This window comes from Stenotrophomonas sp. FR024 (genome assembly GCF_047500745.2).
Lineage (GTDB): Bacteria > Pseudomonadota > Gammaproteobacteria > Xanthomonadales > Xanthomonadaceae > Stenotrophomonas > Stenotrophomonas maltophilia_A.
In genome coordinates, this window is sequence record NZ_JAXAXM020000002.1 from 155,252 (window position 1) to 170,852 (window position 15,601).

Annotated in this window: 16 protein-coding genes; 8 read left to right on the forward strand and 8 right to left on the reverse strand. The window is 66.8% G+C overall.

Features of this window, described 5'->3' with window-relative positions; genetic code table 11:
* Positions 1-42: 42 nt before the first annotated feature.
* The 5 genes from ACMZ91_RS02780 to ACMZ91_RS02800 all read right to left on the reverse strand — a co-directional run bounded on the left by ACMZ91_RS02780 (position 43) and on the right by ACMZ91_RS02800 (position 4,806).
* Positions 43-792 carry a cytochrome c1 gene (locus tag ACMZ91_RS02780; RefSeq protein ID WP_277779018.1) on the reverse strand — a complete coding sequence of 250 codons (750 nt, stop codon included), beginning with the start codon at positions 790-792 and terminating at the stop codon, positions 43-45.
* Positions 785-2,044: a cytochrome b gene (locus ACMZ91_RS02785; RefSeq protein WP_032128877.1), complete on the reverse strand. Its 1,260-nt coding sequence runs from the start codon at positions 2,042-2,044 to the stop codon at positions 785-787. The genes ACMZ91_RS02780 and ACMZ91_RS02785 overlap by 8 nt, the downstream gene beginning before the upstream one ends.
* On the reverse strand, positions 2,044-2,664 hold the full coding sequence (gene petA / locus ACMZ91_RS02790; RefSeq protein ID WP_004151998.1) for a ubiquinol-cytochrome c reductase iron-sulfur subunit: 621 nt from the start codon (positions 2,662-2,664) through the stop codon (positions 2,044-2,046). The genes ACMZ91_RS02785 and petA overlap by 1 nt, the downstream gene beginning before the upstream one ends.
* 200 nt (positions 2,665-2,864) lie before the next feature.
* Complete coding sequence (locus tag ACMZ91_RS02795; protein WP_049463568.1) at positions 2,865-3,791, reverse strand: lytic transglycosylase domain-containing protein; 927 nt, start codon at positions 3,789-3,791, stop codon at positions 2,865-2,867.
* Between the two features lie 46 nt (positions 3,792-3,837).
* The gene (locus tag ACMZ91_RS02800) at positions 3,838-4,806 is read right to left on the reverse strand and encodes a helix-turn-helix transcriptional regulator (protein ID WP_049463569.1); all 969 of its coding nucleotides are present in this window, start codon (positions 4,804-4,806) and stop codon (positions 3,838-3,840) included.
* An 80-nt stretch (positions 4,807-4,886) separates the two neighbouring features.
* Between ACMZ91_RS02800 and ACMZ91_RS02805 the strand changes: the two genes are divergently transcribed.
* Both ACMZ91_RS02805 and miaB read left to right on the forward strand, forming a co-directional pair.
* On the forward strand, positions 4,887-5,507 hold the full coding sequence (locus tag ACMZ91_RS02805; protein ID WP_012510589.1) for a glutathione S-transferase family protein: 621 nt from the start codon (positions 4,887-4,889) through the stop codon (positions 5,505-5,507).
* A gap of 201 nt (positions 5,508-5,708) precedes the next feature.
* Positions 5,709-7,127, forward strand: a complete 1,419-nt coding sequence (miaB, locus tag ACMZ91_RS02810; protein ID WP_049399909.1) for a tRNA (N6-isopentenyl adenosine(37)-C2)-methylthiotransferase MiaB — start codon at positions 5,709-5,711, stop codon at positions 7,125-7,127.
* Between the two features lie 80 nt (positions 7,128-7,207).
* On the opposite strand, the gene ACMZ91_RS02815 is transcribed toward miaB, so the two are convergent.
* The 3 genes from ACMZ91_RS02815 to ACMZ91_RS02825 form a co-directional block, all read right to left on the reverse strand.
* A complete protein-coding gene (locus ACMZ91_RS02815) occupies positions 7,208-8,320 on the reverse strand; it encodes an ABC transporter permease (protein ID WP_154262997.1) in 1,113 nt (370 codons plus the stop codon).
* A complete protein-coding gene (locus ACMZ91_RS02820; protein ID WP_277779017.1) occupies positions 8,317-9,195 on the reverse strand; it encodes an ABC transporter ATP-binding protein in 879 nt (292 codons plus the stop codon). Before ACMZ91_RS02820 ends, ACMZ91_RS02815 begins: the two co-directional genes overlap by 4 nt.
* A 65-nt stretch (positions 9,196-9,260) precedes the next feature.
* A complete protein-coding gene (locus ACMZ91_RS02825; RefSeq protein ID WP_277779016.1) occupies positions 9,261-10,217 on the reverse strand; it encodes an HlyD family secretion protein in 957 nt (318 codons plus the stop codon).
* Positions 10,218-10,700: 483 nt separating this feature from the next.
* On the opposite strand from ACMZ91_RS02825, the gene ACMZ91_RS02830 reads away from it, so the two are divergent.
* From ACMZ91_RS02830 to ACMZ91_RS02855, 6 genes are all read left to right on the forward strand, one after another.
* Positions 10,701-11,687 (forward strand): PhoH family protein, encoded by a 987-nt coding sequence (locus tag ACMZ91_RS02830; protein WP_005415936.1) that lies wholly within the window; start codon positions 10,701-10,703, stop codon positions 11,685-11,687.
* Positions 11,684-12,169, forward strand: a complete 486-nt coding sequence (ybeY, locus tag ACMZ91_RS02835) for an rRNA maturation RNase YbeY (protein ID WP_005408831.1) — start codon at positions 11,684-11,686, stop codon at positions 12,167-12,169. The genes ACMZ91_RS02830 and ybeY overlap by 4 nt, the downstream gene beginning before the upstream one ends.
* A 41-nt stretch (positions 12,170-12,210) precedes the next feature.
* The gene (locus ACMZ91_RS02840; RefSeq protein ID WP_049463573.1) at positions 12,211-12,819 is read left to right on the forward strand and encodes a hypothetical protein; all 609 of its coding nucleotides are present in this window, start codon (positions 12,211-12,213) and stop codon (positions 12,817-12,819) included.
* 29 nt (positions 12,820-12,848) lie between these two features.
* The gene (locus ACMZ91_RS02845) at positions 12,849-13,406 is read left to right on the forward strand and encodes a hypothetical protein (RefSeq protein WP_049463574.1); all 558 of its coding nucleotides are present in this window, start codon (positions 12,849-12,851) and stop codon (positions 13,404-13,406) included.
* 64 nt (positions 13,407-13,470) lie between these two features.
* The gene (locus tag ACMZ91_RS02850) at positions 13,471-14,352 is read left to right on the forward strand and encodes a CorC family transporter (RefSeq protein WP_005408827.1); all 882 of its coding nucleotides are present in this window, start codon (positions 13,471-13,473) and stop codon (positions 14,350-14,352) included.
* On the forward strand, positions 14,349-15,599 hold the full coding sequence (locus tag ACMZ91_RS02855) for a lipoprotein N-acyltransferase Lnb domain-containing protein (RefSeq protein ID WP_049463575.1): 1,251 nt from the start codon (positions 14,349-14,351) through the stop codon (positions 15,597-15,599). Before ACMZ91_RS02850 ends, ACMZ91_RS02855 begins: the two co-directional genes overlap by 4 nt.
* Positions 15,600-15,601: the final 2 nt, after the last annotated feature.

Here is a 15,601-nt window from a genome sequence, read left to right on the forward strand (position 1 = left end):
ATCACAAAAGCCAATAGGCCCGTGCGATGGTCGGCGGCAGATTCAGTGAACGTCCTTCCAGTATTCCTTCTTCAGCAGGTACAGCAGGAAGGTCAGCAGGGCCAGGAACAGGATCACCCACACGCCCAGCTGCTGGCGCTTGAGCGCGGCCGGTTCACCGGCGTATTCGAGGAAGTTGGTGATGTCACGCACGGCCTGGTCGTACTGTCCGGCATCGACGTTGCCTGGCGTTTCCAGGCGCAGGCCGGTCACCGGCGGGTCCATGCCCGGCGCCTCCGGCTTGCCATGCACGGCATGCTGCAGGCCCTGCATTTCCCACAGCGGGTTGGGCATGGACGCGTTGGCGAACAGCGCGTTGTTCCAGCCCAGCGGCCGGCTGCTGTCCAGGTAGAACGACTTGAGATAGGTGTAGACCCAGTCACTGCCCCGCACGCGCGAGATCAGGCTGAGGTCCGGCGGCATCTTGCCGAACCACTTCTCGGCATTCTCCTTGGGCATCGCCACCGCGATCGGATCGCCGATCGCTGAGCCGGTGAAGTTGAGGTTGTTCATCACCTCCTCTTCGGTCAGGCCCAGGTCCTGCGCCATCCGCGAATAGCGCAGGTACTTCAGCGCGTGGCAGCCGGAGCAGTAGTTCATGTACAGCTGCGCGCCGCGCTGCAGCGAGGCGCGGTCACCGAGATCGTTGCCGGCCTGCAGCAGCTTGGTGCCGCCTTCGGCGGCGGAGGCCAGGAAACTGCCCAGCATCAGGGCGGCCGTCAGGGCCAGCCGGACCATCCAGCGTTCAGTCATGGGTGGTCACCCTCTCCGGTACCGGCTTGGTCCTGTCCAACCTTGTCCATAGCGGCATGGTGATGAAGAACGCGAAGTACAGGAAGGTCAGTACCCGCCCGATGTAGGTCTCGTGCACGTCGGTGCCTGGGCCGGAACCGATCACGCCCAGCCAGACGAAGCACACCGCCAGTACGCCCAGCATCACCTTCGAGATCCAGCCGCGGTAGCGCACCGATTTCACCTTCGCCTTGTCCAGCCACGGCACCAGGAACAGGATCGCGATGGCCGAGAACATCACCAGCACGCCGCCCAGCTTGTTCGGCACCACGCGCAACATCGCGTAGTACGGCGTGTAGTACCAGACCGGCTTGATGTGCTCCGGGGTCACCAGGCGGTTGGCCTCGGTGAAGTTGTCGTGCTCCAGGAACAGGCCGCCGAAACCGGGCGCGAAGAAGATGATGAAGGCGGCGATGATCAGCAGGAAACCGGCGCCGACGCCATCCTTGAGCGTGTAATAGGGATGGAACGGGATACCGTCAGCCGGGGCGTTCGGCGACCAGCGGTTGCCCTTCGGCCCCTTCTTGATCTCCACGCCGTCTGGGTTGTTCGACCCCACTTCGTGCAGCGCGCCCAGGTGCAGCACCACCAGCAGCAACAGCACCAGCGGCAATGCGATGACATGCAGCGCGAAGAAGCGGTTGAGCGTGGCGTCACTGGGCAGGTAGTCGCCCATGATCCACTCGGTCAGGCCGTTGCCGATCACCGGTATGGCGCCGAACAGCGAGATGATCACCTTGGCGCCCCAGAACGACATCTGGCCCCACGGCAGCACGTAGCCCATGAACGCTTCGGCCATCAGCACCAGGTAGATCAGCATGCCCAGGATCCACACCAGCTCGCGCGGCTTCTGGTAACTGCCGTACAGCAGGCCGCGGAACATGTGCAGGTAGACCACGATGAAGAACAGCGAGGCCCCGGTGGAGTGCATGTAGCGGATCAGCCAGCCCCACTCCACATCACGCATGATGTATTCGATGGAACCGAACGCCTCGGCGGCGTTGGTCTTGTAGTGCATCGTCAGGAAGATGCCGGTGACGATCTGGTTGACCAGCACCAGCAGCGCCAGCGAACCGAAGTAGTACCAGATGTTGAAGTTCTTCGGCGCGTAGTACTCGCTGACGTGCTTGCGGTACACCGGCATCAGGCCCGGTGCCCGGGCATTGACCCAGTCGGCCACGCCGCTGGCGGTACGGCTGAGGATATTGGCCATCAGGCAGCCCCCTGCGGATCGACACCGATGATGATGGTGTTGTCGTCCTGGTAGTGGTGCGCGGGCACCTTCAGGTTGATCGGCGCCGGCACGTCCTTGAAGACGCGGCCGGACATGTCGAAGCGCGACTTGTGGCACGGGCAGAAGTAACCGCCCTTCCACTGCGGGTCGTAGGGCTCAGGCCGGATCTCGGCGACCATTTCCGGCGAGCAGCCCAAGTGCGTGCACAGGCCGACCAGTACGGAGATATCCGGCTTGATCGAGCGCAGTTCGGGGTTCTGCTTCAGCACGTAGTCCGGCTGCTGATCCTTCTCGCCGGACTCGGGGTCCTTGAGACGGCCGTCCAGCCCGTGCAGCGCATCGAGGATGGCCTTGGACCGCTTGACGATCCAGATCGGCTGGCCACGCCATTCCACGATCAGGCGTTGGCCTTCCTGCAGGGCGCTGATGTCGGCCACCACCGGTGCGCCGGCAAGCTTGGCGCGGGCACTGGGGTTCCAGGATTTGATGAAAGGAACTGCGGTGAATCCGACGCCGACGGCGCCCACCACGGCTGTGGTGGCAGAAAGAAAACGCCGACGTCCGGTGTTGACTGGATCGTGTACCCCATCGTTGGCCATCCGGCACTCCGATATTGATTAGGTAGCTTTAAGGCTGCCAGCGGATCCGGTGGGGGCCAGAGCCGCATTGAATCACGGTCGAGTGTAGCGGAACCGTCGCGCGCCACACAACGCATTGCAACAACATTGATTGCGGGGTTGCCGGCCAGCGGCCGGTCGGTACCGGCCATTGCCCAGGGGTTGCCGGCCAGCGGCCGGCACTACTGGTGCGTCAATGCGGTGCGGTAACGCTCGGCCAGCTGCCCGACCCGGCGCACGTAGTACTGGGTTTCGCTGTAGGGCGGTACGCCACCATGACGGTCGACCGCGCCTTCGCCAGCGTTGTAGCCAGCTGCGGCGAGGGTCAGATCGCCATTGAAGCGCTTCAACAACCACGCAAGATACTGCACGCCGCCACGGATGTTCTGCCCGGCATCGTAGGAATCACTGACCCCGAAGCGGGCAGCGGTCGGCGGCATCAGCTGCATCAGGCCCTGCGCACCCGCGCGGCTGAGCGCGGTCGGGTTGTAGGCCGACTCGGCGTGGATGATCGCGCGCACCACAGCCTCTTCCACGCCGAACTCGCGCGCGGCCGAGGTGATCTCGGCCTGGAAGGCCGAGGTGTTCAGGCGCACGGTGCCGAAGTCCACGCGTGGATTGACCCCGCACGCGTAGCAGCGCTCCATGAAGCTGTAGCGGATGGTCCGCACCGGGCCGAGATTGGCGACCTGGGTCGGGCGCGCACTGGTGTAGTGGCGCACGCCGTCCTTCATGAAGGAATAGACCTGGCCGCTGACCATGCGTCCGGCGCGCGGGGCGACCGGCTGTGCTGGAGCAGCTGCGGGCGCGGATGCAGGTGTCGGCGCGGCCGCTGCCGGCGTTGCGGCGCTGGCGGCAACGGCCACCGGATTGCGTTCGATGCTGGCCACCGCGGTCGGCGTCGGCCTTGGCGCGGCCACCACGGGGCGCGGCGCCGGACGGGTGTCGCGGCTGTAGCTGATGGTGCTGCAGCGCGCACCCGCCACCCGCTTGCTCACATAACTGGTGACGCCGTCAGGGCCCTGGCACTTGTACAGGGTTCCGGCGCTGGCCGGCGCAGCGGTCAGCGCAGCGATGATGATCGCCGTTGTCCCCAGTATCCCCTTCATGGCGGCGAGTGTCCCAGCTTCGCCGGGGCTTGCCAAGCGATGTGGCTCAGCCTGTGACCGGCGGCACAGCCAGCACCTGGCCCAGCCCGGCCAGGCGCTGGGCCAGTTCGTCGCGCAGGCCCGGCGGCGTGGTCCACAGCGCCACCGGCACGCGGTCCAGGCTGAGGATCTGCGCCAGCATCATGCCCCGGCTCTCGGCCCCCATGCGCAGCAGGCAGTGCTCGGCGCCATCCGCCTCCAGCACCCCGCACCAGGGCGGAATGCGGCCTTCCAGCTCGGCGCGACTGCCGGCCAGACGGACGATGGCCTGCAGCGCGAACGGGGCCTGGCTGACCGCCTGCCGCACCATCACATCCGGCGGCGCCGGGGTGCGCCGGTGCATGCCCGGCTCGGAGCACTCACGCACCGCGCCCATCCGGTCCACGCGCAGGGTGCGCCAGTCCTGCCGGCCCAGATCCCAGGCCAGCAGGTACCAGCGCCGCCCGTAGTTGACCAGGTGCTGGGCCTCGACCTCGCGCTGGGTGACGGCCTCCTGTGCGCTGCGGTATTCGAAGGCCAGCCGTGACGCCTGCCGGCAGTACTGGGCCAGCCGCCCGAGCACGCGCGCATCGGTGGACGGAAGATCGGACAGGGTGGCCGTCGCTGCATGCACCTCGCCGGCCTGCTGGCGGCGACGGGTCGGCACCAGCGGATCGAGCTTGGACAGCAGGCCACGCGCGGTGTCGTCAATGCCGGCGACGGTGGCCGAGGCCGCGCGCAGCGCGATGGCCAGGGTGGTCGCCTCCTCCTCGTCCAGCAGCATCGGCAACACCGGCGCGCCGGACCCCAGCTGGTAGCCGCCACCAACGCCGGCCGAGGCCTGTACCGGGTAACCCAGCTCGCGCAGGCGCTCGATGTCACGGCGGATGCTGCGCCGGTCCACACCCATGCGCTCGGCCAGTTCGGCCCCGGACCACTGGCGGCGGGCCTGCAGCAGGGCGATCAGGCGCAACAGTCGATGGGCGGTATGGCGCATGAAGGATCGAGGACAGAAGTCGTCCGCAATAGTGCCCCAGGATGAGCTCCAGTTCACCACCCACCGCAAGGAGCAATGCCATGACATCCCGCCAGATCACCCTGTACCACGCCGCCCGTTCACGCTCGAGCGGCGCCGTGGCCCTGCTCGAAGCGCTGGGTGCCGACTACCGCATGCAGGTGCTGGACCTGAAGGCCGGCGCCAACCTGGCCCCGGCCTACCTGGCCATCAACCCGATGGGTAAGGTGCCGGCCATCGTCCACAACGGCGCACTGGTGACCGAGCAGGTGGCGATTTACCTGTACCTGGCCGACCTGTACCCGGAAGCCGGGCTGGCCCCGCCGATCGGCGACGCCCTGCGCGGCCCCTACCTGCGCTGGATGGCCTTCTACGGCGCCTGTTTCGAGCCGGCGATGATCGACAAGGCAATGCACCGCGAGCCGCCGCCGCGCCTGATGTCGCCCTACAACGACGCGGAGACGGTGCTGCAGGTGATCGAAGCCCAGCTGGCACAGGGGCCGTACCTGCTCGGCGAGACGATGAGCGCCGCCGACGTGCTGTGGGGCAATGCGCTGGCCTGGACCACCGCCTTCGGCCTGGTGCAGCCGGCGCCGGCCACGGCTGATTACATTGCACGGATGAGTGCGATGACCGCTTTCGACCGTTCGCGGCAGATCGATGCGGAGCTGGCAGCGGCCTGAGGCGTGCCGACGGGCGCGGCCGGGCGCTACCGGGGGGCGGACCCTGAATTCCAGTAGATCCACGCCATGCGTGGATGACCCGCCCGGCGTGCCTGCGGGACGGAAAGCAGCCAGGCATGGCCTGGCTCTACTGGGCCGGCGCACGCGCTGGGATGCGGGTAGAATTGCCCGCTTTCCCGCCACCCGAATGGATTAAGCGCCATGACCGGGACGCCAGACGTCTTTCCGCCCGCCACGCCGGGCGGTACCCCGCTCGTTGCCCTGCCCGCTGGTCCGCGCAAGCCCGACCAGGTCAAGGGCAAGCTGTACATCAAGACCCACGGTTGCCAGATGAACGAGTACGACTCGGCCAAGATGGCCGACGTGCTTGCCGCCAGCGATGGCCTGGAACTGACCGACAGCCCGGACGATGCCGACGTCATCCTGGTCAACACCTGCTCCATCCGCGAGAAGGCGCAGGAGAAGGTATTCAGCCAGCTGGGCGTGTGGAAGGGCCTGAAGAACAAGGGCCGTGAAGTCATCATCGGCGTGGGCGGCTGCGTCGCTTCGCAGGAAGGCGAGGCAATCATCAAGCGCGCGCCGTTCGTCGACCTGGTGTTCGGCCCGCAGACCCTGCACCGCCTGCCGGAATTGATCCGTGCACGGCGCGAGCAGAAGCGCCCGCAGGTGGACATCAGCTTCCCCGAGATCGAGAAGTTCGACCGCCTGCCGGAACCGCGCGCCGAAGGCGCTTCGGCCTTCGTCTCGATCATGGAAGGCTGTTCCAAGTACTGCTCGTTCTGCGTGGTGCCCTACACCCGCGGTACCGAAGTCAGCCGCCCGTTCGAGGACGTGGTGGTGGAGGTGGCGCAGCTGGCTGCACAGGGCGTGCGTGAGATCAACCTGCTCGGCCAGAACGTCAACGCCTACCGTGGGCCCTATGGGGACGGCGAGTTCGCCGACCTCGGCCTGCTGATCCGCACCATCGCCGAGATCGACGGCGTCGGCCGCATCCGCTTCACCACCTCGCACCCGCTGGAGTTCAGCGATTCGCTGATCGATGCGTTCCGCGACGTGCCGCAGCTGGCCAACTTCCTGCACCTGCCGGTGCAGGCCGGCAGCGACCGCGTACTGTCGGCGATGAAGCGCGGCTACACCGCACTGGAATTCAAGTCGAAGATCCGCAAGCTGCGCGCGGTGCGCCCGGACATCTCGATCAGCTCGGACTTCATCGTCGGCTTCCCCGGCGAGACCGATGCCGATTTCGAGAAGACCATGAAGCTGATCGAGGACATCGGCTTCGACCACAGCTTCTCCTTCATCTATTCGCGTCGCCCGGGTACACCGGCCGCGGATCTGGAGGACACGATCAGCGATGCCGAGAAGCACGCGCGCCTGTCGCGCCTGCAGGAACGCATCAATGCGCATGCCGCCGGCATCTCCGAGAAGATGGTCGGTACCGTGCAGACCGTGCTGGTGGAAGGCCCTTCGCGCAAGAACCCGAACGAGCTGACCGGCAAGACCGAGAACATGCGTTCGGTGAATTTCCCGGCGCCGGCACGATTGATCGGCCAGTTCGTGGACGTGGTGATCACCGAAGCGCTGACCAATTCGCTGCGCGCGCGCGTGGTGGCGGAATAAGGCTAGGGTGTGCCGACCAACGGTCGGCACCCACCGGAGTTGATGCCGGCCCCCCGCCCGCCACTACCGGATGGCATGCCTCAATCCAATCGCTTGCGGAAACGCAGGATCGCCAGCGTCATCATCACCACGATGAAGGCCAGCAGCGCCAGCGCATCGTGCCACAGCTCCCACAGCGAGGCGCCACGCAACATGATGCCGCGCACCAGTCGCAGGAAGTGGGTCAGCGGCAACACCTCGGCCAGCCACTGCACCGGCCGTGGCATGCCGGCGAACGGGAACATGAAGCCCGACAACAGGATCGACGGCAGGAACAGGAACAGCGTCATCTGCATCGCCTGGAACTGCGAGCGCGCACGCGTTGAGATCAGCAGGCCCAGCGCCAGGTTGGCCAGCACCAGCAGCACCGCGGCCAGATAGATGTCCAGCAGGCTGCCGCGGATCGGCACCTGGAACAGCCAGGTGCCCAGCACCAATACCAGCGTGGTCTGCAGCAGACCGATGGCCGCATAGGGCAGCACCTTGCCGACCATCAGTTCGCTGCGCGACACCGGTGTGGCGATCAGCAGTTCCATGTTGCCGCGCTCGCGTTCACGCACCACCGCTACGGCCGTGAACATCACCAGGGTCATGGTCAGGATCACCCCGATCAGGCCCGGCACGATGTTCACCGCCGAACGCCGCTGCGGGTTGTAGAAACTGGTCACGCTGATCGGACCACCAGCGATGCTGCCTTCGCGCAGCGGCCGCGTGTTGCTGGCCGGGCGCGTATCCAGCGGCACCTGTGCCAGCTGGATCGCTGCGCTCTGTACAACGGTGTCGCTGCCATCGACGAGTACCTGCACTGCCTCACGGCCATCGAAACGGCGCCGCTCGAAGTCGGCCGGCACCACGATGCCGACACTGATTTCGCCACGGCGCAGCGCCTGCATCAGTTGATCGGGCGTGTACGCCTCGCTGCGCGGCGTGATCACGCCGGTGGCGACCATGTCCTGCACAAGCGCGCGTGACGCCGCGCTGTTGGCCTGGTCGGCGACACCGGCGTTGAGATGGCGCAGGTTGAGATTGATCGCATAGCCGAACAGCAGCAGCTGCATCACCGGAATGCCGACGATCATCGCCAGCGTGATGCGGTCGCGGCGCAGCTGCCGCAGCTCCTTGAGCATGATCGCCCACAGGCGGCGCAGGTTCATGCCGCCGGCTCCCGGCCACGGCCGCGGGTGGCCGCCACGAACACGTCTTCCAGGTTCGGTGCCACCGCCTCGATGCGGGCCTGCGGATCGGCGCTGGCCAGCGCGCGCCGCAATGCGGCGGCGTCCGCGACATCCTCGCTGCACAATACTCGCAGCTGGGTGCCGATCTGCGCCACGCTCAGCACGCCGGGCAGCTCAGACAATGCACGGCTGGCCTGGCGCGGCTGCGTCGAGGTGACCTGCAGCGTGCGGCCGTCCAGCCGTGCACACAGTTCGGCCGGCGTGCCGTCGGCGACCAGCGCGCCTCGATCAAGGATCGCCAGCCGGTGGCAACGCTCGGCCTCGTCCATGTAGTGGGTCGACACCAGCACCGTCGTACCGGCATCGGCCAGCTCGAACAGGGCTTCCCAGAAATCGCGGCGCGATTCCGGATCGACCGCACTGGTCGGCTCGTCCAGGAACAGCAGTTCGGGCGAATGCACCACGGCACCGGCCAGGGCCAGGCGCTGCTTCTGGCCACCACTGAGCGTGCCAGCCAGTTGTGGCTGGCGGTCCTGCAGCCGGTATTGCTGCAGCAGTTCGTCGACCCGCTGCCGGGCCTGTGCGCGCGGCAGGTCCTGGATGGCGGCGAGGAACTCCAGGTTCTCGCGCACCGACAGATCTTCGTACAACGAGAAGCGCTGGGTCATGTAGCCGATGCGTCGGCGCAGCGCTTCGGCCTGCTCGGGAACCGCCAACCCCAGCACCTCGATCTGCCCTGAGCTGGGTTCCAGCAGGCCGCACAGCATGCGGATGGTGGTCGACTTGCCAGACCCGTTCGGGCCCAGAAAACCGTATACCTGTCCGCGCGGTACGGTCAGGTCGACGTTGTCCACGGCCAGAAGATCGCCGAAGCGGCGCGTCAGCCCGCGTGCGTGGACCGCGATGTCCTCGCCGGTATTCAGAAGCGCACCTGTACCGGCAGCCCGGCCGGAAGCTTCTGCATGTCGGCGGCCGCGTCCACTTCAATCTCGGCCAGATAGCTCAGCCGTTCGACGTCATCGCCGGTCAGTGCGTAGTACGGCGTGAACGATGGTTCGCTACGGATCGCACGTACATGCCCCTTCAGCACGGTGTTGCCGCCTTCCAGCTGTATCTGCGCGGCCTGCCCGACCTTCACCTGCAGACGCAGCGGTTGCGGCAGGTAGACGCGCGCATAGGGGCGCTCGCCGACCAGCATCACTGCCAGCGGCGCACCGATCGGTGCCTGGTCACCCTGCCGGTAGGGCAATGCATCGACTACCCCGTCGCGCGGTGCACGCAACTGCAGCTTCTGCAGGTTCACGCTCTGTACCACCTGCTGTGCCCGTGCGGCATCGGCAGCCGCCTGGCCCTGGGCGATATCCTGCACACGGCTGCCGTGCACCCGCTCCAGCCAGGCCTGCTCGGCAGCACGCACGCTGGCTTCGGCATTGCCGGCGGCGGCGCGTGCTCGATCCAGTTCAGCGGCGGCAATCAAGCGCTGCTGTGCCAACGGCTGGACCCGTCGGTAATAGGCACTTGCTTCGGCAGCCTGTGCGCGCAACGCGGCCAGTTGTGCCTGGGCCTGAGCGATCTGCTCCTGGCGTGGGCCGATCTGCAGTTCTTCCAGCTGCGCCTGCGCACGCGCCGTATCAGCCTGCGCTGCGGCGAACTGCGCGCCTCCCCGCGCCGGGTCCAGCTGCATCAGCACGGTCCCGGCCTTGACCTGCTGGCCCTCGCGCACCTCCACCGTGGCGATCACTTCGGCCGCCGGTGCCGGCACCGTGATCCGGTCCCACTCCAGCGTGCCCAGCGCAGTCGGCGTTGACTGCCCACACCCCACCAGCAGGCCGATGCCCGCCAGTCCGATTCCACGCATCCCGTTGCCGATGCCCATGCCATCCCCTCCTGCGACGGCGACACGGTGCCATGTGCCCCGTGCACCCTCAATGATTCCAATCAGCCCTGACGGTTTTTTCACCACGCCTGGGCAAGCCTTTTGCTGCAAGGCTCCGCACCACCTATCCACAGGTTGATTCGGCATCATTCCACAACCGTTGTGGAAATCCGGCAGGACCCGGCGCTGTTGCTCGCCCGGCAACGAAACCTGCACTGCCATCACGATGAATGCCCCCCGCGCAGGCCACCCGTGGCAGTGCTGCCGTAGCGACCGGCGACCATGACGCTTTTTTCACCAGGACCTCATGGGCCTTGTGGCACAAGCATTGCGAAGGTCTATCCACAGGTTTCCGCGTGCCCCGTCCACACCGGGTGTGGAAAACGCTGTATCGACCGTCTGCTGGCCGTGTGCCCCGCACGCGCGCTACCCTTGTCCTCCCTGAATACACTGCGGTGGAAGGCGTCCGCCCCACCCCAAGCAATGAAAAGCATCGATCATCGAGACTTCACCCTGTCGCCGGAAGACAACGAGCGACTGGCCAACCTGTGCGGCCCCTTCGACGGGCACCTGCGCCAGATCGAGCTGAAGCTCGGCGTGGAGATCGCAAATCGTGGCTTCGTGTTCCGCATCAGCGGCCCCAACGAAGCCATCGTCGAGGCGCAGAAGCTGGTTGAAGCGCTGTACGCCGAAGCCGGCGAAACGACCTTCGACAACCACGCCATCCACCTGCGCCTGGCGCAGGCCAATGTCGAACAGATCGCCGAGCGCTCCTACGAAGCACAGGACGTGGCGATCAAGGTCAAGCGCGGCACGGTGCGCGGCCGCGGCGCCAACCAGGGCCGCTACCTGCACCAGATCGCCACCCACGACATCAACTTCGGCATCGGCCCGGCCGGTACCGGCAAGACCTTCCTGGCCGTAGCCAGCGCGGTCGAAGCCCTGAACGAATCGCGGGTGCAGCGCCTGATCCTGGTGCGCCCGGCGGTGGAGGCCGGCGAGAAGCTGGGCTTCCTGCCCGGCGACCTGAGCCAGAAGGTCGATCCCTACCTGCGACCGCTGTACGACGCCCTGTACGAGATGATGGGCGTGGAAAAGGTGGTCAAGCTGCTGGAGAAGAACGTCATCGAGATCGCGCCGCTGGCCTACATGCGCGGCCGCACGCTCAACGATGCGTTCGTGATCCTGGACGAAGCACAGAACACCACCATCGAGCAGATGAAGATGTTCCTGACCCGCCTGGGCTACGGCTCCACTGCGGTGGTCACCGGTGACCTGACCCAGACCGACCTGCCCAAGCACGTGAAGTCCGGCCTGCGCGACGCCATCGACGTGCTGCGTGAGGTCGAGGGCGTCAGCTTCACCTTCTTCGAATCCCGTGACGTGGTCCGCCACCCGCTGGTCGCGCGCATCGTGAGCGCGTACGACCGCCGCGACCTGCATCAGATCCAACCTGGAGCAACTCCATGACCCGTGGTCCCGTGCGATTGGACGTCGCCGTCAGCTATGCCCTGCCGCGCGCCGGCCTGCCGGCGGCAGTGAGCTTCCGCAAGTGGGTGGCCGCCGCGTTGAAGGGCCGCATCCGCGAGGCCGATCTGGCCATCCGCGTGGTCGATGCCAAGGAAGGACAGTCGTTGAACCGCCATTACCGCGGCAAGGATTACGCCACCAACGTGCTCAGCTTCCCGGCCGAAGTGCCCGAAGGCCTGCCCAAGGGCGTCAAGTTCCCGCTGCTGGGTGACCTGGTGATCTGTGCTCCGGTCGTGGCACGGGAGGCCGACGAACAGGGCAAGGCACTCAATGCCCATTACGCGCATCTGACCGTGCACGGCGTGCTGCACCTGCTCGGCTGGGACCACGAGGACGACAAGGAAGCCGAGGCGATGGAGCAGCTGGAGCGGGAGATCCTGGCCGAGCTGGGCATCGACGATCCATACGCGGGCGAGCGCTGAGCGGGCCACCGCCCGTCGCCAGGAACACGAGAGGAACAAGGATGACCTCGGGAAACGGCTCAATGATGTTTGTGATCGGCGCCACCTTGTTCGCCATGCTGCTGGTGCTGGGTGCCTATACCGTGCGCCGCATCAGCGCCCACGAACCCAGCGGCAGGCACTGGCTGCTGCGCAGCCTGGCCCTGCTCTCGCCCGTGTGCCTGCTGACCGGGCTGGCGATCGGCATGATCGGCCCGCACCTCAGCGGACGGTTGGAACCGGCCCATCTCCCCGGTCTGCTTGAAACGTCGATGGTGCTGACGCTGGTGGGTGCACTGACCCTTCCGCTCCTGTGGCGGATGATCGTGCACCGCCGCCTGGGCCGCTCCGTGAACGCACTCCCGTTCTTCCACGCCAGCCGTACCTCGCTGCTGGTGCTGTTCGTGCTGGCTGTGATCTACATGAAAGTGGGCAGGACCGCCGCAGCGGAACTGATGCCCTGGCTGACCAGCCCGGGCCTGTGGCCGGCGGTGGCGCGCATCGCGGGGCAATCGATGCAGGTCGCCATGCTTGCGGTCGTGCTGACCCTCTCACTGATGGTCGTGCGGCGGGCGATGACCGGTTTCCTGCGCCTTCTCACCGGGCTGTTCCGGCGCTCGCCGGGGCTATGATGGCGGCCCTTCGCCTGCGGAAACCGACCATGTCACTGCGCTGCTGCCTGCCCCTGCTCTGTGCCCTCGCCGCTCCCGCCGCCTTCGCCACCAGCCTGGACCTGCCGGCCCTGATCGAATGCCGCCAGGGCGTGGCCGAGCAGGCCGCGCTGGCGCCGCTGCTGGCCGATCCGCTGAAGGCCGTGGCCCAGGGCCTGCAGCCGCTGCCGCAGGGCAACCAGTTCATGAGCGAGTTCCGGCTGGCCGGCCCGATCACCGTCTTCGGCCAACAGACCGAGCGGGTGGCGGTGGCCGGCGCCAGCATCATGGCGGTGCTCGACCAGGCCGACCCACGCCCGCTGGCCAAACGGCTGGAATTGGAGACCGGTTACGACCAGGACGGCAAGTTCATGGCCGGCCGCGAACTGGTCAGCCGCGACGTGACCGACCCGAAGACCGGCGAGGCCCAGATCGAGTCGATCATCCTCAGCGTCTCCACCGTGGCCTCCCACCCCGGCAAGACCCTGGCCGGCTGCACCTACAGCCTGGACCTGCCCGAGGAGGAGCCGGCCCCGGCCGCCCCAACCCCGGCCACCGGCAGTCACTGACAGGCCGTCACATCCTGCTAGACTTGGGTCAACGCCCGGCCTGCCGGGTGCCTTTTTTCCAGAGATGTCAGAAGACGACAGTAGTAGCTCCCCTGCGGAGCACAGTGAAAAGAAGCGCGGCTGGCTTGAACGCCTGACCTCCGCCTTCTCCGGCGAACCCCATACCCGCGACGAGCTGGTCGCTGTCCTGCACACCGCGCAGGAAGAGGGTCTGATCGCCGCCGATACCCTGAAGATGATGGAAGGCGCCATTTCGGTGGCCGAGCTGACCGTGGGCGACGTGATGATTTCGCGCTCGCAGATGGTCTCGCTGCCGGTTGAAGCGCCCTTCCTGGAACTGATGAAGCAGGTGGTCGAATCCGGCCATTCGCGCTTCCCGGTGCACGGCGAGAACAAGGACGACATCCTTGGCATCCTGTTGGCAAAGGACCTGCTGCGCGGCGTGGTTGCCGACAACGGCCCGGCAAACGTGCGCGAGCTGCTGCGCCCGGCGGTGCTGATCCCGGAAGCGAAGAAGCTCAACGTGCTGCTGAAGGAATTCCGCCTGTCGCGCAACCACATGGCCATCGTGGTGGACGAGTACGGCGGTGTCGCCGGCCTGGTCACCATCGAGGACGTGCTGGAACAGATCGTCGGCGAGATCGACGACGAACATGACGAGGCCGAGGATCCGTCCGCGCAGATCGCCATCCAGTCCGACGGCCAGTACGTGGTCGACGCGCTGACCCCGATCGGCGACTTCAACGAGCGCTTCGGCGCGACGTTCTCCGACGAGGACTACGACACCATCGGCGGCCTGGTCACCGAGGCCGTGGGCCATCTGCCGGAAGTCGGTGACGAGCTGGCGCTGGATCGCTTCATGTTCCGCGTGGCCCGCGCCGATGCGCGCCGGGTACAGGCCTTCCACGTGACCGTGCTGCCGCCAGACGCGCAGGACGACGCTTGAAGCGCCACGGCCTGATCCTCATGGTGTGGCTGGCACTGTGCGTGCTGGCCATGGCCCTGCCGCTGGCCGCCTTCGCGCAGCCGGTCGCAGCCACACCTGCCGTACCCGCGACCAACGCTGAAGCCCCTGCCCCGCGCATCGGCGTGGTGACCATGCAGCCGGGCACCGTGTTCTTCGAACGCTTCGGCCACGACGCCATCGTCGTGGTCGATCCGGTCAGCGGCGAGGCAACCTCGTACAACTTCGGCTACTTCGATCCGTCCGAGGACGATTTCATCAGCCGCTTCGCACGCGGCGACATGATGTATTACCTGGTGGCGCTGCCGTTGCAGCAGGACCTGTCCTACTACGACGAGACCGGCCGTGGCGCCAGCGTGCAGTGGCTGGACCTGCGCCCGGACCAGGCGCGTGCGCTGGCCGCCGACCTGGCCGAGCGGGCCAAGCCGGAAAACGCGCGCTACCACTACGATTACTACACCGCCAACTGCGCCACGATGGTGCGCGACACGGTGGACAAGGCATTGGGTGGCGGCCTGCAGTCGCAGCTGTCGGGGCGCTCGCGCGGCAACACCTACCGCAGTGAATCGGTCCGCCTGGCGTCGCCGGCACCGTGGATGTGGCTGGGCTTCGATGTCGGCCTTGGGCCGTTCGCCGACCAGCCGCTGTCGCGCTGGCAGGAAGCCTTCGTGCCGATGCGCCTGGCCGATGCGCTGCGCCAGGCACGCAACAGCGATGGCCGTCCGCTGGTGCAGTCCGAACAGGAACTGCTGCCGCACCGTATCGATGCGGAGCCGAAGGAATTCGCGCGCCGCTGGTGGCCATGGCTGCTGCTCGGGCTGATCGTGGCCGGCGGCGTGCTGGCGCTGCGCAACCGCCCGCGCCTGCTGGCCGGGCTGGCCCTGCCGTTCTGGCTGCTGTGCGCCCTGTTTGGTGGCGTGCTGGTGTTCCTGTGGGGCTTCAGCATCCACTACGCCGCGTGGGCCAATCGCAACCTGCTGTTGCTTTCGCCGCTGGCCGTGCTGCTGTTGCCGGGTGCAATCGCCCTGCTGCGCCGTCGCGTGCCGGGCCGCATGTTCAGGATCGTGTTGTGGCTGCTGGCGGTACAGGCGGTGGCCGCGCTGGTACTGCACTGGCTGAGCCTGCAGGCCCAGTACAACGTGCAGTGGATCGTGCTGCTGCTGCCCGTCCACGTCGCGCTGGCATGGGTGCTGGGGCGTACTCCTCACTTGTCCAAAACACAGCCCTGACG

Bases quoted from the DNA above. Each gene is read 5' to 3' on its own strand.
- ACMZ91_RS02780 (WP_277779018.1), bottom strand. From the start codon at position 792: ATGACTGAACGCTGGATGGTCCGGCTGGCCCTGACGGCCGCCCTGATG.
- ACMZ91_RS02785 (WP_032128877.1), bottom strand. From the start codon at position 2,044: ATGGCCAATATCCTCAGCCGTACCGCCAGCGGCGTGGCCGACTGGGTC.
- petA (WP_004151998.1), bottom strand. From the start codon at position 2,664: ATGGCCAACGATGGGGTACACGATCCAGTCAACACCGGACGTCGGCGT.
- ACMZ91_RS02795 (WP_049463568.1), bottom strand. From the start codon at position 3,791: ATGAAGGGGATACTGGGGACAACGGCGATCATCATCGCTGCGCTGACC.
- ACMZ91_RS02800 (WP_049463569.1), bottom strand. From the start codon at position 4,806: ATGCGCCATACCGCCCATCGACTGTTGCGCCTGATCGCCCTGCTGCAG.
- ACMZ91_RS02805 (WP_012510589.1), top strand. From the start codon at position 4,887: ATGACATCCCGCCAGATCACCCTGTACCACGCCGCCCGTTCACGCTCG.
- miaB (WP_049399909.1), top strand. From the start codon at position 5,709: ATGACCGGGACGCCAGACGTCTTTCCGCCCGCCACGCCGGGCGGTACC.
- ACMZ91_RS02815 (WP_154262997.1), bottom strand. From the start codon at position 8,320: ATGAACCTGCGCCGCCTGTGGGCGATCATGCTCAAGGAGCTGCGGCAG.
- ACMZ91_RS02825 (WP_277779016.1), bottom strand. From the start codon at position 10,217: ATGGGCATCGGCAACGGGATGCGTGGAATCGGACTGGCGGGCATCGGC.
- ACMZ91_RS02830 (WP_005415936.1), top strand. From the start codon at position 10,701: ATGAAAAGCATCGATCATCGAGACTTCACCCTGTCGCCGGAAGACAAC.
- ybeY (WP_005408831.1), top strand. From the start codon at position 11,684: ATGACCCGTGGTCCCGTGCGATTGGACGTCGCCGTCAGCTATGCCCTG.
- ACMZ91_RS02840 (WP_049463573.1), top strand. From the start codon at position 12,211: ATGACCTCGGGAAACGGCTCAATGATGTTTGTGATCGGCGCCACCTTG.
- ACMZ91_RS02845 (WP_049463574.1), top strand. From the start codon at position 12,849: ATGTCACTGCGCTGCTGCCTGCCCCTGCTCTGTGCCCTCGCCGCTCCC.
- ACMZ91_RS02850 (WP_005408827.1), top strand. From the start codon at position 13,471: ATGTCAGAAGACGACAGTAGTAGCTCCCCTGCGGAGCACAGTGAAAAG.